Origin of the sequence: Pseudomonas paraglycinae (assembly GCF_021601625.1) — a bacterium.
Taxonomy (GTDB): domain Bacteria; phylum Pseudomonadota; class Gammaproteobacteria; order Pseudomonadales; family Pseudomonadaceae; genus Aquipseudomonas; species Aquipseudomonas paraglycinae.
This window is the reverse complement of sequence record NZ_BQHR01000007.1, coordinates 286,137-309,864: the sequence shown is the minus strand read 5'-3', so window position 1 is coordinate 309,864 and position 23,728 is coordinate 286,137. Positions and strand designations below refer to the sequence as shown.

Annotated in this window: 23 protein-coding genes; 12 read left to right on the top strand and 11 right to left on the bottom strand. The window is 60.7% G+C overall.

Annotated elements, in window-relative coordinates; translation table 11 throughout:
• Window positions 1-161 precede the first annotated feature (161 nt).
• Both L6D82_RS13245 and L6D82_RS13240 read right to left on the bottom strand, forming a co-directional pair.
• Window positions 162-533, bottom strand: a complete 372-nt coding sequence (locus L6D82_RS13245) for a YajD family HNH nuclease (protein ID WP_236189496.1) — start codon at window positions 531-533, stop codon at window positions 162-164.
• 49 nt (window positions 534-582) lie between these two features.
• Window positions 583-1,269, bottom strand: coding sequence for a spermine/spermidine synthase domain-containing protein (locus tag L6D82_RS13240; protein WP_236189494.1), 687 nt, complete (start codon window positions 1,267-1,269; stop codon window positions 583-585).
• 79 nt (window positions 1,270-1,348) lie between these two features.
• Between L6D82_RS13240 and L6D82_RS13235 the strand changes: the two genes are divergently transcribed.
• Window positions 1,349-1,633 (top strand): hypothetical protein, encoded by a 285-nt coding sequence (locus L6D82_RS13235; protein WP_039772629.1) that lies wholly within the window; start codon window positions 1,349-1,351, stop codon window positions 1,631-1,633.
• Here L6D82_RS13235 and L6D82_RS13230 read toward each other — a convergent pair.
• Together L6D82_RS13230 and L6D82_RS13225 are read right to left on the bottom strand one after the other, a co-directional pair.
• Entirely contained in the window at window positions 1,630-2,103 is a 474-nt protein-coding gene (locus L6D82_RS13230; protein ID WP_007956482.1) for a cyclic nucleotide-binding domain-containing protein, read from the bottom strand. The two genes, L6D82_RS13235 and L6D82_RS13230, sit on opposite strands and share 4 nt — an antisense overlap.
• Before the next feature lie 108 nt (window positions 2,104-2,211).
• Complete coding sequence (locus tag L6D82_RS13225; protein WP_236189492.1) at window positions 2,212-4,266, bottom strand: S9 family peptidase; 2,055 nt, start codon at window positions 4,264-4,266, stop codon at window positions 2,212-2,214.
• Between the two features lie 99 nt (window positions 4,267-4,365).
• Here L6D82_RS13225 and L6D82_RS13220 point away from each other — a divergent pair, with 99 nt between their 5' ends.
• The 3 genes from L6D82_RS13220 to L6D82_RS13210 are packed head-to-tail and all read left to right on the top strand — an operon-like array spanning window position 4,366 to window position 6,215.
• On the top strand, window positions 4,366-4,866 hold the full coding sequence (locus L6D82_RS13220) for an MFS transporter (protein ID WP_102685981.1): 501 nt from the start codon (window positions 4,366-4,368) through the stop codon (window positions 4,864-4,866).
• A gap of 16 nt (window positions 4,867-4,882) precedes the next feature.
• Complete coding sequence (locus L6D82_RS13215; protein ID WP_007956486.1) at window positions 4,883-5,659, top strand: class II glutamine amidotransferase; 777 nt, start codon at window positions 4,883-4,885, stop codon at window positions 5,657-5,659.
• A 13-nt stretch (window positions 5,660-5,672) separates the two neighbouring features.
• Window positions 5,673-6,215, top strand: coding sequence for a DUF2937 family protein (locus tag L6D82_RS13210; RefSeq protein WP_007956487.1), 543 nt, complete (start codon window positions 5,673-5,675; stop codon window positions 6,213-6,215).
• Window positions 6,216-6,348: 133 nt separating this feature from the next.
• Here L6D82_RS13210 and L6D82_RS13205 read toward each other — a convergent pair whose 3' ends face one another.
• Entirely contained in the window at window positions 6,349-7,260 is a 912-nt protein-coding gene (locus tag L6D82_RS13205; protein WP_134022979.1) for a LysR family transcriptional regulator, read from the bottom strand.
• A gap of 146 nt (window positions 7,261-7,406) precedes the next feature.
• Between L6D82_RS13205 and L6D82_RS13200 the strand changes: the two genes are divergently transcribed.
• The 4 genes from L6D82_RS13200 to L6D82_RS13185 all read left to right on the top strand — a co-directional run bounded on the left by L6D82_RS13200 (window position 7,407) and on the right by L6D82_RS13185 (window position 11,122).
• Entirely contained in the window at window positions 7,407-8,693 is a 1,287-nt protein-coding gene (locus L6D82_RS13200; protein WP_102685983.1) for an MFS transporter, read from the top strand.
• Window positions 8,694-8,754: 61 nt separating this feature from the next.
• A complete protein-coding gene (locus L6D82_RS13195; protein ID WP_236189490.1) occupies window positions 8,755-9,507 on the top strand; it encodes a 5-oxoprolinase subunit PxpA in 753 nt (250 codons plus the stop codon).
• Window positions 9,504-10,208, top strand: coding sequence for a 5-oxoprolinase subunit B family protein (locus L6D82_RS13190; RefSeq protein WP_236189488.1), 705 nt, complete (start codon window positions 9,504-9,506; stop codon window positions 10,206-10,208). Before L6D82_RS13195 ends, L6D82_RS13190 begins: the two co-directional genes overlap by 4 nt.
• Window positions 10,205-11,122 (top strand): 5-oxoprolinase subunit C family protein, encoded by a 918-nt coding sequence (locus L6D82_RS13185; RefSeq protein WP_236189486.1) that lies wholly within the window; start codon window positions 10,205-10,207, stop codon window positions 11,120-11,122. The genes L6D82_RS13190 and L6D82_RS13185 overlap by 4 nt, the downstream gene beginning before the upstream one ends.
• Before the next feature lie 150 nt (window positions 11,123-11,272).
• Here the strand turns inward: L6D82_RS13185 and L6D82_RS13180 are convergent, their stop codons facing one another.
• The 3 genes from L6D82_RS13180 to L6D82_RS13170 form a co-directional block, all read right to left on the bottom strand.
• Complete coding sequence (locus tag L6D82_RS13180) at window positions 11,273-12,451, bottom strand: vWA domain-containing protein (protein ID WP_236189484.1); 1,179 nt, start codon at window positions 12,449-12,451, stop codon at window positions 11,273-11,275.
• Between the two features lie 12 nt (window positions 12,452-12,463).
• Window positions 12,464-13,309: an AAA family ATPase gene (locus tag L6D82_RS13175; RefSeq protein ID WP_007911294.1), complete on the bottom strand. Its 846-nt coding sequence runs from the start codon at window positions 13,307-13,309 to the stop codon at window positions 12,464-12,466.
• 176 nt (window positions 13,310-13,485) lie between these two features.
• Entirely contained in the window at window positions 13,486-14,562 is a 1,077-nt protein-coding gene (locus L6D82_RS13170) for a DUF748 domain-containing protein (protein ID WP_236189482.1), read from the bottom strand.
• Between the two features lie 128 nt (window positions 14,563-14,690).
• Between L6D82_RS13170 and cysK the strand changes: the two genes are divergently transcribed.
• Window positions 14,691-15,665: a cysteine synthase A gene (gene cysK, locus L6D82_RS13165; RefSeq protein WP_085747195.1), complete on the top strand. Its 975-nt coding sequence runs from the start codon at window positions 14,691-14,693 to the stop codon at window positions 15,663-15,665.
• 186 nt (window positions 15,666-15,851) lie between these two features.
• Window positions 15,852-16,790 (top strand): aspartyl/asparaginyl beta-hydroxylase domain-containing protein, encoded by a 939-nt coding sequence (locus L6D82_RS13160; protein ID WP_085747194.1) that lies wholly within the window; start codon window positions 15,852-15,854, stop codon window positions 16,788-16,790.
• Window positions 16,791-16,846: 56 nt separating this feature from the next.
• Here L6D82_RS13160 and L6D82_RS13155 read toward each other — a convergent pair whose 3' ends face one another.
• A complete protein-coding gene (locus L6D82_RS13155) occupies window positions 16,847-17,380 on the bottom strand; it encodes a hypothetical protein (RefSeq protein ID WP_236189480.1) in 534 nt (177 codons plus the stop codon).
• A 548-nt stretch (window positions 17,381-17,928) separates the two neighbouring features.
• On the opposite strand from L6D82_RS13155, the gene L6D82_RS13150 reads away from it, so the two are divergent.
• Entirely contained in the window at window positions 17,929-18,792 is an 864-nt protein-coding gene (locus tag L6D82_RS13150) for a DMT family transporter (protein ID WP_236189478.1), read from the top strand.
• 57 nt (window positions 18,793-18,849) lie between these two features.
• Here the strand turns inward: L6D82_RS13150 and L6D82_RS13145 are convergent, their stop codons facing one another.
• Window positions 18,850-19,758, bottom strand: coding sequence for a DMT family transporter (locus L6D82_RS13145; protein ID WP_236189476.1), 909 nt, complete (start codon window positions 19,756-19,758; stop codon window positions 18,850-18,852).
• Between the two features lie 84 nt (window positions 19,759-19,842).
• Entirely contained in the window at window positions 19,843-21,468 is a 1,626-nt protein-coding gene (locus L6D82_RS13140) for a methyl-accepting chemotaxis protein (protein ID WP_236189474.1), read from the bottom strand.
• Between the two features lie 409 nt (window positions 21,469-21,877).
• Here L6D82_RS13140 and aceK point away from each other — a divergent pair, with 409 nt between their 5' ends.
• Complete coding sequence (aceK, locus tag L6D82_RS13135) at window positions 21,878-23,599, top strand: bifunctional isocitrate dehydrogenase kinase/phosphatase (RefSeq protein WP_236189472.1); 1,722 nt, start codon at window positions 21,878-21,880, stop codon at window positions 23,597-23,599.
• Window positions 23,600-23,728 lie beyond the last annotated feature (129 nt).

Sequence of the window (23,728 nt, the reverse complement as noted above, 5' to 3'; positions counted from 1 at the left end):
ACGGGGATTGGGGGAGGGCGGGCAGATTCAGGATCTGCGGTGCTGATCGTTCCCACGCTCTGCGTGGGAATGCCTCAATGGACGCTCTGCGTCCGCTTTGGGACGCGGAGCGTCCCGGGCTGCATTCCCACGCGGAGCGTGGGAACGATCAGAGTGGTGGCTCAGTCTTCTTTCTTCATCAGCCCGGCCAGGGCAGCAAACGGGTTGTGCGTAGCCTTGGCGATTTTCGGCGTGCTCAGCGAGCCTTCGCCGAAGTACTGCTGGTCGGTGTAGCGCGAGTGTTCGTTGTCGTGGCAGTACAGGCACAGCAGTTCCCAGTTGGAACCGTCCTGCGGGTTGTTGTCGTGGTTGTGGTCGCGGTGGTGCACGGTCAGCTCGCTCAGGCGCTTGCCGGAAAATTCACGGGCGCAGCGGCCGCACACGTGCGGGTACATCTTCAGGGCCTTGTAGCGGTAGCCCATTTCCTTGTCGCGCTGGTTGTCGGCAAGGATGCGATCCAGCTTCGAAGTGTTGGTCGGGGTGGACGAACTCATGGGTTCACCTTTGTAGAAAGACTAATGACGGTTATGAGGCAAGTTTAGCTCAGCCCTTGAGCTTCTCGGCAATCCAGATCGTGTGGCGCGTGCCCTTGTTGCCGTGGGCGAAGACCTGGACTTCCTCGGCCTTGAAACCGGCCTTCTTCAATTTGTCGGAAAACTGCCGGTCGGCGCTGGCCGACCACACCGCCAGCACGCCTTTGGGTCGCATCGCCTTGGCGCAGGCGGCCAGGCCTGCGGCGGAATACAGCCAGCTGTTGGCTCTCTGGGTCAGGCCTTCGGGGCCGTTGTCGACGTCGAGCATGATTGCGTCGAAACCGTTCGACTCGCTTTGCAGCACCTTGGCCACGTCTTCCTGACGGATCACCGTGCGCGGATCGAGCAGCGGGCGTCCGGACTTTTCACCGAGCGGGCCGCGGTTCCACTCGACCACGCCGGGCACCAGTTCGGCGACCACCACTTCGGCGCTCTTGCCCAGATGCTTGAGCGCGGAGGCGAGGGTGAAGCCCATGCCCAGACCGCCGATCAGCACCCGCGAGTTCGGCCGGCCGGCGACCTTGCGGCACGGAATCTCGGCCAGCGCGTCTTCGGAACCGTGCATGCGGGTGTTCATCAATTGGCCGCCGTCGCCGCCCTGGATCTTGATGACGAAATCCTCGCCATACTCGAACAGGCACAGGGCGCCGCCGTTGTCAGGGATCGGCGTGGTGTCGAGCAGAACGAAACGTTTCATGGAAATCTCTACAGGGGGGAAGGCAAGCCGGCGCGTTGGGAGTAGCCTGAAGGCAGACTTCAGGCCAACGGAGCCCTTGATGAAGCGCACCATTCTAACGGTCATTACCCTGGCCGCGCTCTCGATAACTGCCGTACAGGCGCAACAGACAATTCCCGTCAGCCCGACACCGCAACCGGGTTCGCCCGGTACGGCGACGCCAACCCCGTATCCGCAGATCAGCCCGGTGCCGATTCCCAAGGCCGGCCCCGGCAGTGGCGGCCCGCCGCTGGTGCCGATCGAAATGCCCAGCCCGCCGACCAAGGATCAGCCATTGCCGGGCCTGGAACAGAACGACAGCAAACCCAAATCCCCGGGAGGCTAGATCTGCTGGGCGGCGAGCTGGCCGTCGGCCATGCGCAGACGTTTGGACAGGGAGACAGCGAGGGCGCGGATGATCTTGGCGGCGATCTTCGGTGCGTCGTTGAGCATTTTTTCCAGTGAATCCTTGCCGAGGTTGAGCAACTGACAGTTGCTCGCCGCGACGCATGTTGCCGAGCGGCGCTCGCCGTCGAGCACGGCCATTTCACCGAACGCCCGGCCGCTGCGCAGGGTGGCCATGGTCACGACCTGGCCGTCGCCACCGGTTTTCTGCACGGCCACCTGGCCGGTGTGGATGATGCACATGAAACTGCCGGCATCACCTTCGCGAAAGATCGCTTCGCCTTCAGCCACGGTGCTGATGCTGAAGTAGCCCGAAGCGGCGGCAAAATCCGCCAGCTGCAATTGATCGAACAGGCCGCAGTCCATCAGCCAGTCGCGGATTTCGTTGTTCAGTAGAGTGGGTTCTGACATGTCGTGCGGTCTTTTTGTTGTGTCGGGTGGCAGGCTCGCCACCGGGGGCCGATCTGCTTATCGGCTCCCGGTGCCCGGAATTAAGACCTGACTGACCGGCGGAGTTCCTCAGGCAATGCCCAGAACCTTGAAAACAAATGCATATTCGAGCGCTACGTCACGTAATCCCTGATAACGCCCGCTCATGCCGCCGTGGCCGGCGCCCAGTTCGGTCTTGAGCAGCAATGGATTGTCATCGGTCTTGGTCGCGCGCAATTTCGCCACCCACTTGGCCGCTTCCCAATATTGCACGCGACTGTCGTTGTAGCCGGCGATCACCAGTGTTGCGGGATACGCCTGTGCAGTGACGTTTTCGTATGGCGCATAGGCCTTGATCCGCTCGTAGACCTCCGGCTCTTCGGGATTGCCCCACTCGTCGTATTCGGTGACGGTCAGCGGCAGATCCGGGTCGAGCATGGTGTTGAGCACGTCGACGAACGGCACTTCGGCAATCGCCACGCCGAACAGATCCGGACGCTGGTTGAGCACCGCGCCGATCAGCAAGCCACCGGCGCTGCCGCCGCTGATCGCCAGCTGTGGCGCGGTGGTGATGCCGTTGAGGATCAGGAATTCGGCACAGGCAATGAAGTCGCTGAAGGTGTTGTGCTTGTGCTCCTGCTTGCCGGCGCGGTACCAGGCTTCGCCCAGTTCACCGCCGCCACGGACATGGGCGATGGCGAATGCCATCCCGCGATCCAGCAGGCTCAGGCGGGCGTGGGAGAACCATGGATCGAGGCTCGAACCGTAGGCGCCGTAACCGTACAGGTACAGCGGCACCGCTTTGCCGACCATTTCCCGTTTCATCACCAGGCTGATCGGCACCTGGGTGCCGTCCGGCGCAGTCGCCCACAGGCGCTGGCTGACGTAGGCGTCGGCGTCGAACGGGCCGAGTACCGGGGTTTCCTTGAGGACGGTCTGTTCGCCGGTGGCGAGGATCAGTTGCCGAACCTGAGCCGGACGATTCAGCGCTTCATAGCGCAGGCGAATGCGGTCGCTTTCGAATTCCAGGCTGTTTTGCACGTAGAGGCTGTAGGCCGCGTCCGGTAATTGCACGCGATAAGGCGCCAGACCGTGTGGGCGAATTTCGATGATCGGCAGACCACCTTCGCGCAGGCTCAGGGTCAGGGCTTCGGCGTTGAGGGTCACGCCATCGAGCATCACCGAATCGCTGTGCGGGATCAGGTTCTGCCAGTCAGCTTCGCTCGGTGGGATGCCGGTGTCTGGCGCCTGATACAGGGCGAAGTTGATGCCGTCGCGGTTGGTGCGGATGAACCAGGTCCATTCGCCATCGAGCTTGCCGTGGTCGACGTCGTATTCGTGATCCTCGACCCGTGGCGCCAGGCAGGTGAACGGCTGCTGCGGCTGATTGGCGTCCAGTGCCCAGACTTCGCTGGTGGTCTTGCTGCCCAGGGACAACAGCAATTGCTGCTCGGAGCTGGCGCGGTAGCAATGCAGGAAGAAACGCCCGTCTGGCTCGTGGAACACCTCTTCGGCGGCAGTGCCGTCCAGGCGATAGCGGAACAGCTTGTGCGGACGATGGGTGTCGTCGAGTACACCGAAGAACAGGGTCAGGCTGTCATTGGCCCAGGTCATGCTGCCGTCGCAGTCCTGGAATTCCAGTTCGCTGACGCGTTCGCTGGATAACTCCTTCACGAACAACGTGTAAATCTCGTCGCCCGAGGCATCGACGCTGTAGGCCAGGCGCTGGTGATCCGGGCTGATGCTGAACGCGCCGAGGGAGAAAAAGCCGCCGTTGGCCAGGGCGTTCGGGTCGAGCAGCAGTTGTTCGCGGCTTTCGTCGAGGGTCAGGCTGTCGTCGGCCGGGCGCGGGCAGCGGTAGTGACGGGCGTATTCGTCACCCGCTGTGGTGCGGGTGTAATACAGGTACGGGCCCCATGGCGAGGGGAGGGACAGGTCGGTTTCGAGGATCCGGCCCTTGATCTCTTCGAACAGGGTTTCGCGCAGTTCGGCCTGATCGGCGGTCTGCGCCTGCTGATAGTCGTTTTCAGCCTTGAGGTAGTCGAGCACCGCGTCGGTGTCGCGTTCCTGCAGCCAGGCGTACGGGTCGTGACCGGCGGCCTTGTGGGCAATCGGGGCGCTGCTGACGTTGGCGGATACGGGCATGGAAAGCTCTCGGACATGACAAATAAGGGCCGCACGGACGGCGGGGAAGCCTGACGTGCGAAAAGTCGTTACTATAAGCGCCTCTTTGCCTGCCTTGCCATGGACACCATGACCGAGAACGACTATCTGATCGCCTGGGGCCTTTACGCCTTTGCCGCCGTGGGCTGCCTGCTGGTGTGGATGCGCATGACCCGCTGGATGTGGCGCTGGCTGCGCGAGCCGCTGCGTGTGCTGATGGCGGTGTTGCTGTTCAGCCCGACCATCATTGACCCGGTGAAGGAAAAATTCGCCCCGGCCATCGCCATTACCGCGCTGGATCTGGCGTTCAAGGTCGGCAACAACGCCTGGCGCGCGATTTCCGAATTGCTCATGTACGCCATGATCGCGTTCGGCCTGTACCTGATTTTCGTGCTGATCCGCCTGCCGATCGAACGCGCTTCCAAGGCCCGCCGAGAGCAAGCTGAAGCCGCCCGAGCAGCGGCCCGGGCCGATGATGAACGGGACGCCGATCAACCGTTCGGCGGTGCCGGCGATGACCGTTACGGTCGCCCGCCAATGCCGAGCAACCCGCAGCGCATGCGGGTCGAGCCGCGTCTGTAATCACGAGAGTCCGCACATGTGTGAATTACTGGGCATGAGTGCCAACGTGCCGACCGACATCGTGTTCAGCTTCACCGGGCTGATGCAGCGCGGCGGTCGTACCGGCCCGCACCGCGACGGCTGGGGCATCGGTTTCTATGAAGGGCGCGGCTTGCGCCTGTTCCAGGACCCGGCGGCCAGCAGCGAGTCGGAAGTGGCCAACCTGGTGCAGCGCTATCCGATCAAGAGCGAAGTGGTCATCGGTCATATCCGCCAGGCCAACGTCGGCAAGGTCTGCCTGTCCAACACCCACCCGTTCGTCCGCGAACTGTGGGGCCGCAACTGGTGCTTCGCGCACAACGGCCAGCTCGCCGATTTCTCGCCGATCAAAAGTTTCTACCGCCCGGTCGGCGATACCGACAGCGAAGCGGCGTTCTGCGATTTGCTCAATCGCGTACGTGCAGCGTTCCCGGAACCGGTCGATATAGAAGTGCTGCTGCCGGATCTGGTCGCGGCCTGCGCCGAATATCGCAGCAAAGGCGTGTTCAACTGCCTGCTCAGCGACGGCGACTGGCTGTTCTGCTATTGCTCGACCAAACTGGCGCAGATCACCCGACGCGCACCGTTTGGTCCGGCACGGCTCAAGGACGTCGATGTGATTGTCGACTTCCAGGCCGAAACCACGCCCAACGACGTGGTCACGGTGATTGCCACCGAACCCTTGACCGAAAACGAAACCTGGACCCGCTACGAACCGGGCCAATGGAGCCTGTGGCGACGCGGCGAATGCGTAAGCCAAGGCACGACCGAATAAGGATTGCACCCCCATGTTGCTCAGTTATCTACGGCTGGTGTTGTTTGCGGCGGGCCTGTTGATCGGTGTCCAGGTGCCGGGCTTCATCAACGATTACGCCAAGCGGGTCGAAGCGCACCTGATCGAGGCGCAGACCGGTCTGCGCGGCTTCCAGGGCACCGCCGAGCAGTTTTTCAAGGGTGATATCCAGGCGCTGGTCGCCCATTACCGTGCCAGCGAAGACCCGGTGTTTCGCAGCGATGCCGACAGCCTGAGCACCTTGCTCAACCGTCAGCTGGCGCTGGACAAGCAATTCCAGGCGATGCAGGGCCCTTGGTACATCCGCTTCCTGCAAGTGGTGCTGGCCGCCGACCCGGACATCCGCAAGGAAACCTGGAACGGCTACAGCTACCAGATCCTGCTGACGCCGGAAGCGATGATCTGGGGGATGAGCGGCGCGCTGCTGCTGTCGTTCGGTCTTGAATGCCTGTTCCGTCTGATCGACTGGGTGGTGCTGGGCGGCAAGCGCCTGCGCCAGAGCCGGCCGATCGAAGACCGGGATGTGCGCGGGCTCTGAGCCTTATGAAGATCGTTCCCACGTCGAGGCGTCGAACCGTCTGCGTGGGAATGCCTCAACGGACGCTCCGCGTTCGGCTTGCGAGGGACGCGGAGCGTCCCGGGCTGCATTCCCACGCAGAGCGTGGGAACGATCAACTTAAAGCGATGTAATCCTTGCCCACCTTGCGCGCATACCCCTCAAGCACCTGCTGACACAGCATCACAATCTCCTCGACCCATTCCACACCGACCCGCCATGACACCACGACTTGCAGGTTCGGTGGACGCTGTTCGATGTCGAGCAAAGTCAATTCCCCCCGCGCCAGTTCCTCGGCCACCAGCACCGGCGGCAACGCGCCAATGCCGAAGCCGTCGCGCAACAGCCGGGTGATCGCCGACACCGAATTCACACAATTCAACCTTGGCGCCAGCACGCCCTGGGCCTGCATCAGCGCCAGGATGTCCTGGTGCGGCCGGGAGTTTTTCGAGTAGGTGATGATCCGTTCCTGCGCCAGGTCGGCGAGGCTTTGATAGTCGCGGTTGTAGATCGAGTTGCTGGCGACAATCCAGCCGATGGGGTGGCTGGCCAGCTCCAGGCTGCGCACGCTTTCCTGGCGCACCAGATCGGTTTGCAGGATCAGATCGAGAAAGCCTTTTTGCAGCTGATCGCAGAGGTTCAGCGAGGTATCCGCCACCAGCTCGATTTCCACCCGTGGATACAGATCGGTCATTTGCGCCACCAACGGGCTGAGCCAGGTGTGAATCACCGTGTCCATCACTCCGATGCGCACTCGGCCGACCTTGCTCGATCGGGTCTCGATCGACTGCTTCAGCGCCTGCATCGTGTCGAGCATCTGCTCGGCATAGTCCAGCACTTTCAAACCTTCGGGCGTCAGGCTGACGCCGCGTGAATCACGCAGGAACAGCTTCACCCCGAGCTCGCCTTCGAGCACCGCGATCCGGCTGGAGATCGAGGCCTGGGTGGTGAACAGCTTGTCGGCGGTCAGGCGAAAACTTTTCAGCCGGGCGACCCAGACGAAGGTTTCGAGAAACTTCAGGTTCATGGCAACAAATTTTTCTTATGTCTTGGGCGGGTTTTTATTCGTTGGACGCGACCGGGTGACGCACCCAAGAATCGACGCATCCGGTTCCCACGATAGGCGTCGTCGGAGCTTCGAACAAGACCAATAAAAGCCTGCGGAGACATGCCATGAGTGCGCCCGACACCCTCGACCTCCCCAAGACTGCGGCCCGTCCCGGCCCGTTCGACTGGTATCGCAACATCAATCAGCAGGAGCGCCGGACCTTCTGGAGCTGCAAGATCGGCTACGGCCTGGACGGCATGGACACCCAGATGCTCAGCTTCGTGGTGCCGACCCTGATCGCGATGTGGGGCATCACCACCGGCGAAGCCGGCCTGATTCATACCAGCACCCTGATCGCGTCGGCCATCGGCGGTTGGGTGGCGGGAATTCTCTCCGACCGCATCGGCCGCGTGCGTACCCTGCAACTGACGGTGCTGTGGTTTGCATTCTTCACTTTCCTTTGCGGCTTCGCCCAGAACTACGAACAGCTGTTGATCGCCCGCACCTTGATGGGCTTCGGTTTCGGCGGTGAATGGACCGCCGGTGCGGTGCTGATCGGTGAAGTGATCCGGGCCAAGGACCGCGGCAAGGCGGTGGGCATGGTGCAATCCGGCTGGGCCTTGGGTTGGGGCCTGACAGCGATTCTGTATGCGCTGCTGTTCTCGGTGCTGCCACCGGAAGACGCCTGGCGCGCACTGTTCATCCTTGGCATCGTGCCGGCAGTGTTCGTGATTTTCGTCCGCCGTCTGGTGAAAGATCCGGAGATCTACCGCGAAGCCAAGGCCAGACAAACCCCGGAAAGCCCTTCGAAGTTCTACGAGATCTTCGCCCCCGGCATGCTCTTCACCACGATTCGCGCCTCGTTGCTGACCACCGGCGCCCTCGGTGGTTACTACGCGATCACGTCCTGGCTACCGACTTTTCTGAAAAACGAACGCGGCTTGAGCGTACTCGGCACCGGCGGTTATCTGGCAATGGTGATCATCGGTTCCTACGCCGGTTATGTGATCAGCGCCTATTTGACCGACCTGTTGGGCCGCAAGAAGAACTTCATCCTGTTCGCGGTCGGCTCGTTCACCATCGTTCTGCTCTACACCCAATTGCCAGTCAGCAACGGCGTGATGTTGTGGTTGGGTTTCCCGCTGGGCTTCTTCGCCTCGGGGATTTTCAGTGGCATGGGCGCGTTTCTCACCGAGCTGTTTCCAACCCGGATTCGCGGTTCGGGGCAGGGCTTCTGCTACAACATCGGCCGGGCGCTGGCGGCATTGTTCCCCCTGCTGATCGGCCTGCTCAGCCAGAAAGTGCCGCTGAGCGTAGGCATCGGTGCCTTTGCGGCGGTGTCCTACGGGGTGGTGATTCTCGCGGCGTTGAGCCTGCCGGAAACCCGTGGCAAGCAACTGGACGCGCAGTAACTGATAACCTGCGACAACTGTCCTACAGCATAAAAAGATAACAGCTACAGGAGTGTTCACCGTGAACCGCCTGCTATTGAACTGTGACATCGGCGAGAGCTTCGGCAACTGGACCATGGGTCTGGACGCGGAAGTCATGCCTTTCATCGATTGCGCCAACATTGCCTGCGGTTTTCACGCCGGCGACCCGAGCATCATGCGCAAGACCGTCAGCCTGGCCCTGAGCCACGGCGTGCAGATCGGCGCGCATCCGGCCTATCAGGATCTGGTGGGGTTCGGCCGGCGCTCCATGGCGTACACCGCCCAGGAACTGCAAGACATCCTGCATTACCAGATCGGTGCTCTCGACGGCATTTGCCGTGCCCAGGGTGGCAAAGTCAGCTACGTCAAACCCCACGGCGCGATGTACAACGACATGATGGCCAACCCGGCGCAGTTGCGGGCGGTGATTCAGGCCGTCGCGGCTTACGATCGCAGCTTGCCACTGATGCTGATGGCCACCCGCGACAATACGGCCGCGCAACAGCTTGGCGACGAATACGGCGTGACCCTGTGGTTCGAAGCCTTCGCCGATCGCGCCTATGACAGCGCCGGCCGACTGGTCTCGCGACAACTGCCGGGCGCGGTGCATCACGATTCCGAAACCATCATCGCGCAAGCGCTGACCATCGCTCGTGGCGACAACCTCACCGCCAGCGACGGCAGCGCGCTGCACCTGCAAGCCAACACGCTGTGCGTGCACGGTGACAACGCCAGTTCAGTGGCGGCCGTGCAACGCATTCGTCAGGCCCTGAACGAGCAGAGCGCGCCATGAATCCGCGGGTGGAAGTGGTAGCGCTGGATTGCCTGATGCTGCGCCTGTTCGATGAAATCGCCGAAGCCAACATGCCGTGGATGCTCGCCGCCAGTGAGCGGTTGCGCACGGTGTTCGGCGCACATCTGATCGATCTGGTGCCGTCGTACACCACGTTGATGGTGCATTACGACCTGACCGAATTGAATCCGGGTCAGGCTCGCGAATTGATCGCCGAAGCCTTGATCGACCTGTCGCCGAATGCGCGCACCGGCGGCCAGTGTCATGTGTTACCGGTGTGGTACGACCTTAGCGTCGGACCGGAATTGAGCCTGCTGTCACAACGCAGCGGTTTGGCGGTGGAAGAGGTGATCCGCCGTCACAGTGCTCGTGAATATCAGGTGTTCGCCCTAGGCTTTGCGCCGGGTTTCGCGTTCATGGGGCTGGTGGAAGATGTGCTCGCGGCACCACGTCTGAATACCCCGCGCAAGAAAGTCGCCGCCGGCAGCGTCGGTATCGCCGAGCGGCAGACAGCGGCGTATCCGGTGGTGTCTCCCGGTGGCTGGAATCTGATCGGTCGCACGCCGGCAAAACTGTTCGACCGTGAACGCGATGGCTACAGCCTCATGCAGCCCGGCGATACCGTGCGTTTCGAAGCGGTGAGCCATGCCGAATTCATCCGTCTGGGCGGTGACGACACGCCTCTGGAGGCCCTGGCATGAGCCGACTGACGATTGAAGCGAGCACGCCGCTGTGTCTGTTGCAGGATGCCGGGCGGTTTGGCGTACGCCATCTGGGCGTGACCCAGGGCGGCGCGGCAGATTGGCGGTCGATGGCCTGGGCCAACTGGCTGCTGGGCAATGGCCTGGACTTGCCGGTGATCGAAATCACCCTCGGCGGGTTCACGGTGGTGGCTGAAGAAGATTGCTTGCTGGCATTGGCGGGTGCCGATCTTGGCGCGCAGCTTGACGGCGAGGCGCTGACGCCGTGGCGCAGTTTCAAACTGCGCAAAGGGCAGACCTTGAAGTTCACCCAGCCGTTGCAGGGGGCGCGGGCCTATCTGGCGGCGCCCGGCGGTTTCAGTGCGCCGAAAGTGCTGGGCAGCAGTGCCACGGTGGTACGTGAGGAACTCGGCGGTCTCGATGGTTTTGGCTTGCCATTGGCCAAGGGCGCTTCGCTGAGTTATCAGGGCGAAACCTTATTGGTGCGTGAGGTCCCGGCGGAGCATCGACCGGACCTGCGTCTCGACGCGCCGCTCGATCTGGTGCTCGGCGCGCAGATCGGTCAGTTCAGCGGGCAGAGCCTGTTCGATGCATTCAACAGCGCCTGGACGCTGGACAGTCGCGCCGATCGCATGGGTATTCGTTTGTTGGGCACGGCGTTGCAGTATCAGGGCAAGCCGATGATTTCCGAGGGCATCCCGCTGGGCGCGGTGCAGGTGCCGCCGGACGGGCAGCCGATCGTTTTGCTCAATGATCGGCAGACCATTGGCGGTTATCCGCGATTGGGAGCGTTGACGCCGTTGGCGCTGGCCCGACTGGCACAGTGTCTGCCTGGGGCGAAGGTCAGATTGCGCCCGGTGGTACAGGATGTGGCACACCGGGAGCATGTCGAATATCTAAAGCGCTTTACTTGATCGTTCCCACGTCGAATGCGTTTGCGTTTGATCGTTCCCACGCTCCGCGTGGGAATGCCGCCCGGGACGCTCCGCGTCCCAGTGACGCAGAGCGTCACTTGATGCATTCCCACGCAGACGGTTCGACGCCTCGACATGGGAACGATCCGCTTACTTGGACAGAAACCGCATCCCTTCTTCCAGCCCGCGCAATGTCAACGGATACATCTGATCCTCGATCAGATCCCGCACGATATTGGTCGACGAGGTGTAGCCCCACGTATCTTTCGGATATGGGTTGATCCAGATGAGCTTCTTGTATTTCTCCATGAAACGCTGCATCCACACGTAACCCGGCTCTTCGTTCCAGTGCTCGACGCTGCCGCCGGCCTGGGTGATTTCATAAGGCGCCATCGCGGCGTCACCGATGAAGATCACTTTGTAGTCGGCGCCATACTTGTGCAGCAGGTCCTGGGTCGACGTGCGCTCGGAGGTGCGGCGCATGTTGTTCTTCCACACCGATTCATAAATGAAGTTGTGGAAGTAGAAGTACTCCAGATGCTTGAACTCGGTCTTGCAGGCCGAGAACAGTTCCTCGCAGATCTTCACGTGGGCGTCCATCGAGCCGCCGATGTCGAACAGCAGCAACAGTTTCACCGTGTTGCGCCGTTCCGGGCGCATCTGGATGTTCAGCAGCCCGGCATCCTTGGCGGTGTGGTCGATGGTGCCGTCGATGTCCAGCTCTTCAGCCGCGCCCTGACGAGCGAATTTACGCAGGCGGCGCAGGGCGACCTTGATGTTGCGGGTGCCCAGTTCCACCGAGTCGTCGAGGTTCTTGTACTCGCGCTGATCCCAGACTTTCACCGCTTTGCCCTGGCGCTTGCCAGCATCGCCGACCCGGATGCCTTCCGGGTTGAAACCGCCGGAGCCGAACGGGCTGGTGCCGCCGGTGCCGATCCATTTGTTGCCGCCGGCGTGGCGTTCCTGCTGTTCTTCCAGGCGTTTCTTGAACTCTTCGATCAGCTTGTCCAGGCCACCGAGGGACTGGATCTGCGCGCGTTCCTCGTCGCTCAGCGAGCGCTCGAACTCCTTGCGCAGCCAGTCTTCGGGAATCAGCGCCTGCAAGTGATCGTCGAGCTTTTCCAGGCCATTGAAGTAGGCGCCGAACGCACGGTCGAACTTGTCGAAATGCCGTTCGTCCTTCACCAGAATCGCCCGCGACAAGTAGTAGAACTCGTCCATGTCGGCGAAGGTCACGCGCTGTTTCAGCGCGTTGATCAGGTCGAGCAGCTCGCGCACCGACACCGGCACCTTGGCTGCACGCATTTCATTGAACAGGTTGAGCAACATGGCATCAGCCTCTTAGCGGGTGCCGCGACGGCTCATGAACGCCAGGCGCTCAAGCAGTTGCACGTCCTGTTCGTTCTTCACCAGCGCACCGGCGAGCGGCGGGATGGCTTTGGTCGGATCGCGTTCGCGCAGTACGGCTTCGCCGATGTTGTCGGCCATCAGCAGTTTCAGCCAGTCGACCAGTTCCGAGGTTGAAGGCTTCTTCTTCAGGCCCGGTACCTTGCGCACGTCGAAGAACACGTCCAGCGCTTCGCTGACCAGATCCTTCTTGATGTCCGGGTAGTGCACATCGACGATTTTCTGCAGGGTGGTGCGGTCGGGGAAGGCGATGTAGTGGAAGAAGCAGCGGCGCAGGAACGCGTCCGGCAGCTCTTTCTCGTTGTTGGAGGTAATGATGATGATCGGACGCTTCTTGGCCTTGATGGTCTCGTCGATCTCGTAAACGTAGAACTCCATCTTGTCGAGTTCTTGCAGCAGGTCGTTGGGGAACTCGATGTCGGCCTTGTCGATTTCGTCGATCAGCAGGATGACGCGTTCTTCGGACTCGAACGCCTCCCAAAGCTTGCCCTTCTTCAGGTAGTTGCGCACGTCGTGGACTTTTTCATTGCCCAGTTGCGAGTCGCGCAGACGGCTGACCGCATCGTACTCGTACAGGCCCTGATGGGCCTTGGTGGTGGACTTGATGTGCCAGGTGATCAGCTTGGCGCCGAACGATTCGGCCAGTTGCTCGGCGAGCATGGTCTTGCCGGTGCCCGGTTCGCCCTTGACCAGCAGCGGCCGCTCCAGGGTGATGGCGGCGTTGACCGCCAGCTTCAGGTCATCGGTGGCGACGTAGGCCTGGGTGCCTTCGAACTTCATCTGCTAATCCTCGAACGGTAACGCCGACCTGAACGGGCAGGGCGGGGGCGAAATAATCGGATGCCCGACTATAACGCGCGGCCCGGTCGACTGTGAACGCAGACGGCTTATTCAGTCTCTGAATGGGGCGTCACATGTTGACTCAGTTTCGGCCGAGAGCGAGTTGAGCAAGCGCGCTATCCGGCATCCGGCTTCGGCCGTTCATACCGGGCATTGAAGGCCTGAATGAATCCGTTGCGCAAAATCTGCAAAAACGCTTCGAACGCGTTGATATCTTGCTGGTGCACGCTGCCGCTGAGTTCGACCCGGGTGGCAAACTGGTTCTTGCCCTGGTTTTTCAGCACGGTTTCGGTGCCGCCGACCAGTGCTTCCCAGATCGAGCGGAAGATCCCCTTGTTCTTGTTCTCGACATCCTGCTGCCAGTTGAAGACGTCGACGTCGCGCAGCAGCGGTTTGATATAGCCCTTGAGCTGGCCCTTGTTGGCGGCGGCTTCGATGACCACGTCGCCGTGGCCGGCGTTGAAGTCGAATTTGCCGTAGGCCGAGGCGAAGTCGTTCATGCGCTTGAGTTCGATGTCGCGGGCCCGCAGGCGAAATTCGAAGTCTTCGAAATTGCTCAAGGGGTCGAAGGTGGCTGTGGTTTCCAGCGGCGCATGGCCCAGCAGAAGGGCTTTGCCCTCGAAGCGGGCGTCGCGTTTGCCCTTGGTGTCGACCACGTTGGTCAGGTTGAAGATGCTGGCGTCGACATTGGTCGCATTCATGTTCACCGGTGGTTTGGAGTTGAAGTTGCGAAAGCTGATGCGGCCATCGTTGATCTGCACTTCGTCGAGCGTGATAGGCAACAGTTTGCCCAGTTGCTCACGCCAGTCGGTGCCCTGACCGGTCTGGGAGTTCTGCTTGTTGGCACCACCATCGACGAAGTTCACCTGAGGTTTAAAGAATTTCACCTGTGCCACGACAGCATGGTCGTACCAAAGCGAGTGCCAACTGACAGACAGGTCGATAACCGGCGCATCGACGAACGGCACCGGCACCTTGCCGTCGGCCTTGACGATTTTCAGGCCATTGATCTTGTAGGCCCCGCGCCAGAGCGCCAGGTCCACGTCGGTGATCTGGCCGCGGTAGTCGCCCATATTGGCAAGCTTGTCATTCAGATAGTCGCGCACGAGGTAGGGCAGGGCGATATGCAGGGTGACCAGCAATACCACGATGGTGGCGAAAATCCACAACGGCCAGCGGTAGCGACGCTTCATGGCAACAAATCCCGAACGGTGTAAAGCGATTGACTGCCGCCTGCCGCAGACGTTCGGCCCGACTGGACTGACACGGGCAACAGGCTTACCTTGGAAGGCTGAATTCAACGCTGCACAAGGACCCAGCCATGAGCCGTATTTTTGCTGACAACGCCCATTCCATCGGCAACACGCCGTTGGTGCAGATCAACCGCATCGCGCCCCGTGGCGTGACCATTCTGGCCAAGATCGAAGGTCGCAACCCGGGCTACTCGGTCAAGTGCCGGATTGGCGCCAACATGATCTGGGACGCCGAAAGCAGCGGCAAACTCAAGCCGGGCATGACCATCGTCGAGCCGACCTCCGGCAACACCGGCATCGGTCTGGCCTTCGTGGCGGCCGCTCGCGGTTACAAATTGCTGCTGACCATGCCGGCCTCGATGAGCATCGAGCGACGCAAGGTGCTCAAGGCGCTGGGCGCCGAACTGGTGCTGACCGAGCCGGCGAAAGGCATGAAGGGCGCTATTGAAAAGGCCAACGAAATCGTAGCCAGTGACACGGGCAAATACTTCATGCCCGCTCAGTTCGATAACCCGGCCAACCCGGCTATCCACGAAAAAACCACCGGCCCGGAAATCTGGAATGACACCGATGGCGCCATCGATGTGCTGGTGGCGGGCGTCGGCACCGGCGGAACCATTACCGGCGTGTCGCGGTATATCAAGAATACGGCGGGCAAACCGATTCTGTCGGTGGCGGTGGAGCCGGTGTCTTCGCCGGTGATTACCCAAGCGCTGGCAGGTCAAGAAATCAAGCCGAGCCCGCACAAGATTCAGGGGATTGGCGCCGGTTTCGTGCCGAAGAACCTTGATCTGTCGATGGTTGACCGGGTCGAGCTGGTGACGGATGACGAATCCAAGGCCATGGCCCTGCGCCTGATGCAGGAGGAAGGGATCCTGTGCGGTATTTCCTGCGGTGCGGCCATGTCGGTGGCGGTGCGTCTGGCGGAGACGCCGGAAATGCAGGGCAAGACCATTGTGGTGGTGCTGCCCGACTCTGGTGAGCGTTATCTGTCGAGCATGCTGTTCAGTGATCTGTTCACCGATCAGGAGAACCAGCAGTAAGGGCGCGTTGATTCAGGTCAGCCAAGGTTCAGGATCGTTATGTTAAGAAGTGCTTTGTTGCGCAATTCTTAACACTGAATCTTGAGTCGGGCGGGTTTTTCCCGGAGCCGGTAGTGTTTATCATGGCCGGCCGCCATCTCGGGTAAATGACATGGCGTGGCGTTGTCTTATTTCAAGGAGTTGTTGATGACCTTTTCGTTAGCCGCCAAGGTGTCGGTGTTGCTGCTGTTTGTGGGCAGCATCCTCTACGTGCATTTGCGCGGCAAGGCGCGTTTGCCGGTGCTGCGTCAGTTCGTCAACCACTCGGCGCTGTTCGCTCCATATAACGCCTTGATGTACCTGTTCTCCGGCGTGCCGTCCAAGCCGTATCTGGACCGCAGCAAGTTTCCGGAACTGGACGTGTTGCGCGATAACTGGGAAACCATTCGCGACGAGGCGATGCACCTGTTCGACGAGGGTTATATTCGCGCCGCCGAGAAGAACAACGACGCCGGTTTCGGCTCGTTCTTCAAGAAGGGCTGGAAGCGTTTCTACCTCAAGTGGTACGACAAACCGCTGCCTTCGGCCGAAACCCTGTGCCCGAAAACCGTGGCGCTGGTCAGTGCCATCCCCAACGTCAAAGGCGCGATGTTCGCGTTGTTGCCGGGCGGCAGCCATTTGAACCCGCACCGCGATCCGTTCGCCGGTTCCCTGCGTTATCACCTCGGCCTGTCGACGCCGAACTCCGACGACTGCAGGATCTTCGTCGACGGTCAGGTCTACGCCTGGCGCGACGGTGAAGACGTGATGTTCGACGAAACCTACGTTCACTGGGTCAAGAACGAAACCGACAAGACCCGCGTCATCCTGTTCTGCGACATCGAGCGTCCCCTGAGCAATCGCCTCATGACCCGCATCAACCGCTTCATCAGCGCCTGGCTGGGCCGTGCCACGGCACCGCAGAACCTCGACGACGAGCGCGTCGGCGGGATCAACCAGGCTTACGCGTGGAGCAAGAACTTCAGCGACAAGTTCAGCGGTGGGGTCAAACAGTGGAAACGCCGCAATCCGAAGGCCTACCGCGTAATGCGGCCGGTGCTGGCGGTGGTGGTGTTGACGTTGCTGGGGTATTGGCTGTTTGGTTGAGGCTGGAATTAAAAGCATAAAAAACCGCTCGTTTGAGCGGTTTTTTGTTTTCGGAATCAGGGACGGCCAGCAAGTAAGCTTGGTTCATCGATAGCGGTGCCGGTTGCAATGATCTGTAAGAGCCGTCGTTGACTGGCTGTCAGAACCGCCGGATCAGATTCACCCCTTATTGCATGCGCTTTTTTCTTCCTGGGGGATTTTTTTATTTCTTTGCGCATATTCCCACCTTGGTTGATCAATATTTGAGCTTTTTTCACAATACTGCCAATGATGCGGGCGTATTGCTCAATTGCCAGAACGGATAGCGGTGCAACACGGTTTTTCAATGGATGTGTTTCTCTTGGCCGCCCCTCCAGTCGTACGATTCGGATGCGTTGTCGACTTTTATTCGGGTTGGCGAAGCAAAGTCCGCACAGTTCAGATTCAAACCAGATTGCGATGTCGAGAGCGAGAGGTTCGCGCGCTTTCCATCCAATGACTTCTTCCCATGAAAAATGTGGGCTCTCCCAACACTCAAAAGCACTCAGTGCCAACGAGTCGATGGGTTCGAAACGTACTTTCGAAAGGTCAAGCGTTGTGGGGCCAGCCATCTCCAGGTCAATCTGGAGTTGAGTCGTGGCAAGGCGGGCAAGCTTCCTGGCTTGCGATTTGTACAACTGATACCGCAGATGATTCCGTTCCCTTGGCATATGATCTCGCGCATTCCATGTCCCCCATCAATGGTCGTTGCAATTGCAAACGAGCCTATGCGCCTGCCTCCTGCCTGTCGCTACTGGCCCTTTGTCCAAGTCGTTGCAATCCATGTCCCGCGCTGGTTATAGTCGGCGCTCGTGAGTCCCACGACTCACCTTTCAACCCTTCAAAAAAGATCAGCCCAGATGCCTGCATCCCTCATCAACGCGGTAGTCGATTCAGCGGTCAACGCTGGCGTCGTGCCGTGCGGGAATCAGCAGCCTGTGCAGATCAGTCATTACCCTCCACCTGTCAGTAGCACGCCGGTGTGCGCAGTCGTATCACCGCCGGGCGTTGGTGTTTCGGGCTGATCAGCGTTATCTGCTGACCCCTGTGCCCGCCTGAAAAACCTACTGAATTTCAGCTTCGGCTGAGTTGGCTATTTGCCTGACTACAGGTGGTATTCATGTTTGTCCTTTCGAAAAAGTCCGCGCTCGCGGCGGCGTCCACGAGCCTGTTCGTTCTGCTGTGGAGCAGCGGGGCTATCTTCTCCAAGTGGGGGCTGGCCCACGCTTCGCCCTTTGCCTTTCTGCTGATCCGTTTTGTGATTGCCCTGTGCGGGCTGGTGCTGCTGGTGCCGTTGCTCAAGCTGAAACTGCCCAAGGGCGGCAAGCCGATGCTGTACGCGATGGCCACCGGCGTGGTGCTGTTGGGGGCTTATCAGATCTTCTATCTGCTGGCGCTGGATCTAAAAGTCACGCCCGGAGTGATGGCGACCATCATGGGCGTGCAACCGATCCTTACGGTGGTGATCATGGAGCGGCAGCGCTCGGCGAGCCGGATGTTTGGGCTGGCGTTGGGATTGGCCGGGTTGATCATGGTGGTTTACCAGGGCATCGGTCTGGCCGGGATGTCGCTGGCGGGAATGTTGTTCGGGCTGCTGGCGCTGGCGAGCATGACCTTCGGTTCGATCATGCAGAAGCGCATCACCGACAACCCTCTCGGCACGCTACCGGTGCAGTATCTGGCGGGGCTGTTGCTGTGCGGGATCTTCGTGCCGTTTCAGCCGTTCCACTTCGAGCACAGCGCCGGTTTCATCGTGCCGGTGTTGTGGATGGGGCTGGTGGTTTCCGTGCTGGCGACGTTGCTGCTGTATCGACTGATCGCCCGGGGCAATCTGGTGAATGTCACCAGCCTGTTTTATCTGGTGCCGGCCGTGACGGCGGTGATGGACTATCTGATCTTCGGCAATCGCCTGGCCGCGTTCAGCGTGCTGGGGATGCTGTTGATCATCGTCGGTCTGGTGTTCGTGTTCCGTAAATCGGCGTAACCGCCGCGCATGAAAAAGGCCCGGGAGGAAACTCCCGGGCCTTTGTGCATCTGCGAATCAGCGGGCGGTGATTTCTGCCGGTTTCACCACAGCGGGTTTCAGCACCAGCCACAGCGCAATCGCGATCAAGACCCCGCCATACAAGTGGGCCATCGACAGCGGCTCATCGAGAAACAGCGCCCCCCACAACACGCCGAACGGCGGAATCATGAAGGTCACCGTCATCGACTTCACCGGCCCGATGGAGCTCAGCAGGCGGAAGTAAATGATGTAGGCAAACGCGGTGCAGCCCAGACCCAGGCCCAGCAGCGACAGCCAGACATTCCAGCCACCCCAGCTCACCGGCGGCTGAGTGATGATGCTGTAACCGAACAGCGGCAACAGGAACAGGGTCGCACCGAGCATGCTGCCCAGCGCCGACAGACGACTGTCGAGCCCGCCGGCCTGATCCAGCCAGCGTCGGGCGAGGAACCCGGCGAAGCCATAGCAGGTGGTCGCGAGCAGGCAGGCAACGGCGCCCATCAACAGTGGCAGATCGAACGCGACCGGGCCGGCGCGGGTCAGCACGCCCACCCCGAGCAGGCCGAGGAACACCCCGGCGAGTTTGGCCAGCGTCAGTTTTTCACTGAAGAACAACCCGCCGATCAACACGCCCATCAACGGCGTGGTGGCGTTGAAGATCGCCGAATAACCGGCCGGCAGCACCTGGGCGGCAACTGAATACAAGGTGGCCGGAACGCCGGAGTTGATCACGCCAAGCATCATCACGGTCTTGAGCTTGCCTTTGAAATCCCAGCTGATGCGCATCAGCCCGAGAATCACCAACAAGCCGACGGCAGCAATCGAAACGCGGAAAAATCCGGTCGGAACCGTCCCGATCGCGGGCGCGATGATGCGCATGAACAGGAAGCTCGCGCCCCAGATGGCAGCCAGCGACAACATGCGGAAAATATCGACAGGGCTCACGGGCCACTCCTTCCTTGATCGGGACGAGAGTGTTGCCGAGGGCCCCGGCGATGGCAACCGCTATTCCGGCATTTAATTGTCTGATCAGATCACGAAGCGCGTCACCAATCCGTTCAGGTCGACGGCCAGCCGTGACAGTTCCTGGCTGGCGGCAGACGTCTGGGTGGCGCCGGCAGCGGTCTGGGTCGACAGATCGCGGATGGTCACCAGGTTTTCGTCGACTTCCCGGGCCACCAACGCCTGTTGCTCGGCGGCGCTGGCGATCACCAGGTTGCGCTGGTTGATCTGCGAGATCGACGCGGTGATTTTCTCCAGTGCATGGCCGGCGCTGTTGGCCCGGCGCAGGGTGTGGCTGGCCTGCTCGGCGCTGGTTTGCAAAGCGCCGACGGTGGCGCTGGTGCCTTGCTGAATGCTGCTGATCATCAGCTCGATTTCTTCGGTGGAGTTCTGCGTGCGCTGGGCCAGCGAGCGGACTTCGTCGGCAACCACTGCAAACCCACGCCCGGCCTCGCCGGCTCGCGCCGCTTCAATGGCGGCGTTAAGCGCCAGCAGGTTGGTCTGCCCGGCGATGCCGCGAATCACCTCCAGCACCTTGCTGATGTCCTGGGCCTGGGTCGCAAGGCCCTCGGCCTGTTCGGATGCACCGAGCACGGCACTGACCAGTTCCTGAATCGAACTGATGGTCTCGCTGACCTGCACATGCCCGTGCTTGCTGTCCTCGTTCGAGGCTTCGGACGCTTCGGCACTGGACACCGCATTGGCGGCCACTTCATCGACCGCCGTGCTCATCTCGGTGACCGCCGTGGCCGCCTGTTCGATCTGGTCATTCTGCTGTTGCAGGCCGCGGGTGCTCTGTTCCATCACCGAACTCATTTCCTCGGCGGCGGAGGCCAGTTGCTGGGCCGACTCGCTGATGCCGCGAATGGTCGAACGCAGATTGCCCTGCATCTCGGCCAGAGCCGTGAGCAACTGCGCCGCTTCATCACGACCCTCGCTGTCGATGCGACCACTGAGGTCTCCCGAAGCAATCCGCCGTGCCACGTTCAGCGCCTGATTGATCGGCTCGGTGATGCTGCGGGTCAGCAACCAGGCCAGCAACAACGTGGCAATCAGGGCGATGACGATGATTGTGGCGACGATCCAAAGCGCCTGCTGATACATCGCCGCAGCAGACTTGGCGGCGGTATCCGCACCTTGCTGATTGAGGCTGATCATTTGCTCCAGCGTTTTGTCGAGTACCCTGCCTTGGGGCGCCAGTTCATTGTTGAGGCGCGTGTAGGCCAGTTCGCTTTGTCCGGCGTCGAGCTGTTTGATGATCTGGTCGAGGATGCTCAGGTACTTGGCCGTATCGGCGCTCAGGCTATCCAGCATTGCCCGTTCCTGATCGTTGGCGATCAGGGCTTTGTGGTCGTCGAGGCGTTTGAGCAATTCCTGGCGTTGCGCGGTGAGAAGGCCCTTGCTGCGTTCGCGAACGGCAGCCTGGGTGCTGGTGATCAGGCGCAGGGATTCGAGGCGGATGCTGGCGATGTTCGCCGCCGCGTCATGGATGCTTTCTATGCTGGGCATCCACGATTCTTCGATCACCGCCGCGCTCTCGCGCAGGGTTTTCATCTGGCCCAGACCGAACAGGCCAACCACCACCAGCAGACTGGCCAGAACGGCAAAACACAAACTGGCGCGCAAACCGATGCGCAGATTCCGGATAGTCATCAATGTGCTCCTTGGGCTTTGGGGGGAGAGAGGTCGTCCTCGTGGGCCGAGGATCTTGTTGTGAGGCGGGTGATGGCGGGCTGTATATCAAAGTGCCACTATCTTGGTAAGGCCAATTGCTGTAGGGAATGGACAGGCATGAACAAGTCGGGCAGAAGCGCAGGCTAGAGATGTCGCTGCTGAATTGGATCCGAAACCCAGACAACACGCGGGCTGGCGCCCAGTGTAGGGAGAACCGAAGTGGGCGTTTACTGACCGAACGGTCGATTAAAAAAACTTTGATAAAAACTGTGTCGTTGTACAAGCCGCAAGAGAATTTGGCAGAAATTGCGCTTCTCCTGCGCCCGCTTCCGTGGCTAAGCTCAGGCCTTCGAGCACAGATTCTCCAATTCCCGCAGAGGTCTCATCTATGCCGCAGCAATGGCCAGCCACCGACATCGCCCGCCTGATCCTCGATGGCTTTGACGATTACCGCGAGCATTTCCGGCGGATCACCGACGGCGCCCGGGAGCGCTTCGAGCAGGCCCGCTGGCAGGACACGCAAACCGCGTCGGCGGCACGGATCAACCTCTACGAAGAAAAGGTCGGTGAAACCGTCGCCCGCCTGCGCGAGTATTTCGAGCCGGACACCTTGATGGACGTCACCTGCTGGCCGCTGGTGAAAAGCGCCTACATCAGCATCATCGACCTGCGCTTCGACGATGAGCTGTCCGAGACCTGGTACAACTCGATTTTCTGCGGCCTGTTCAGCCACGACCTGATCAGCGACGGCTGCATGTTCATCCACACCACCCGGCCAAGCCTGCGTCGGGCACGGGCCGCGCAAACCCGCACCTATAAACCGCAAGGGCAGATATCGGGCATGCTCGCGAGCATCTTTGCCGATTACCGTTTCAGCGAGGCTTATGCCGATCTGCCAGGCGACTTGCAGCGTCTGGAAGCGCAACTGCGCGAGAATCTGCCGGACTGGGTGTGCAAGGATCCAGAGCTGAGCGTCGAGCTGTTTTCCTCGGTGCTGTACCGCAACAAGGGCGCATACCTGGTCGGGCGCATCTACACCAACGACGATCAATGGCCGCTGGTGATTCCGCTGCTGCACCGCGAAGGGCGGGGGATTCAGATCGATGCGTTGATCACCGACGAAGCCGATGTGTCGATCATCTTCTCGTTCACCCGCTCGTATTTCATGGTGGATGTGCCGGTGCCCGCGGAGTTTATCGGTTTCCTCAAACGCATCCTGCCGGGCAAGCACATCGCCGAGCTGTACACCTCGATCGGTTTCTACAAGCACGGTAAATCCGAGTTCTACCGCGCCCTGATCAACCACCTGGCCAACACCGACGACCAGTTCATCATGGCGCCGGGCGTGCGCGGCATGGTCATGAGCGTGTTCACGCTGCCGGGCTTCAACACCGTGTTCAAGATCATCAAGGACCGGTTCTCGCCGTCGAAAAACGTCGACCGCGCCACAGTGATCGAGAAGTACCGACTGGTGAAAAGTGTCGACCGCGTTGGGCGCATGGCCGATACCCAGGAATTCGCCGACTTCCGGTTTCCCCTGAGCAAGTTCGAGCCGGCGTGCCTGGCGGAATTGCTGGAAGTCGCGCCGTCCACGGTGTCGCTGGAAGGCGAAACGGTGTTGATCCGCCACTGCTGGACCGAACGCCGGATGACCCCGCTCAACCTGTATCTGGACAACGCCAACGAAGCCCAGGTACGCGAGGCGCTAGAGGACTACGGGCTGGCGATCAAGCAACTGGCGGCGGCCAACATTTTCCCCGGCGATATGCTGCTGAAGAACTTCGGCGTCACCCGCCATGGTCGGGTGGTGTTCTACGACTACGACGAGATCTGTTTCCTCACCGAAGCGAACTTCCGCCACATCCCGGCACCGCGCACGCCGGAGGATGAAATGGCCTCCGAACCGTGGTATTCGATCGGGCCGCTGGATGTGTTCCCCGAGGAGTTTCCGCCGTTTCTGTTTGCCGATTCGGCGCAGCGCAAACTGTTCTATCAGTTGCATGGCGAGTTGTACAACGCTGATTACTGGAAGGGATTGCAGGAGGCGATTCGGGCGGGGAAAGTCATCGACGTCTTTCCGTATCGGCGAAAGGGCCTCGATAACGAATAAAGCAGCCGCAAGCAGCAAGCTACAAGCCTCAAGTCAAACGCCGCTTTCAACTTGCGGCTTGTAGCTTGCCGCTTGTAGCTGCTTTTCTGCGACAATCGCGTCCTTGCGCCACTAGACGACCGAATTGCG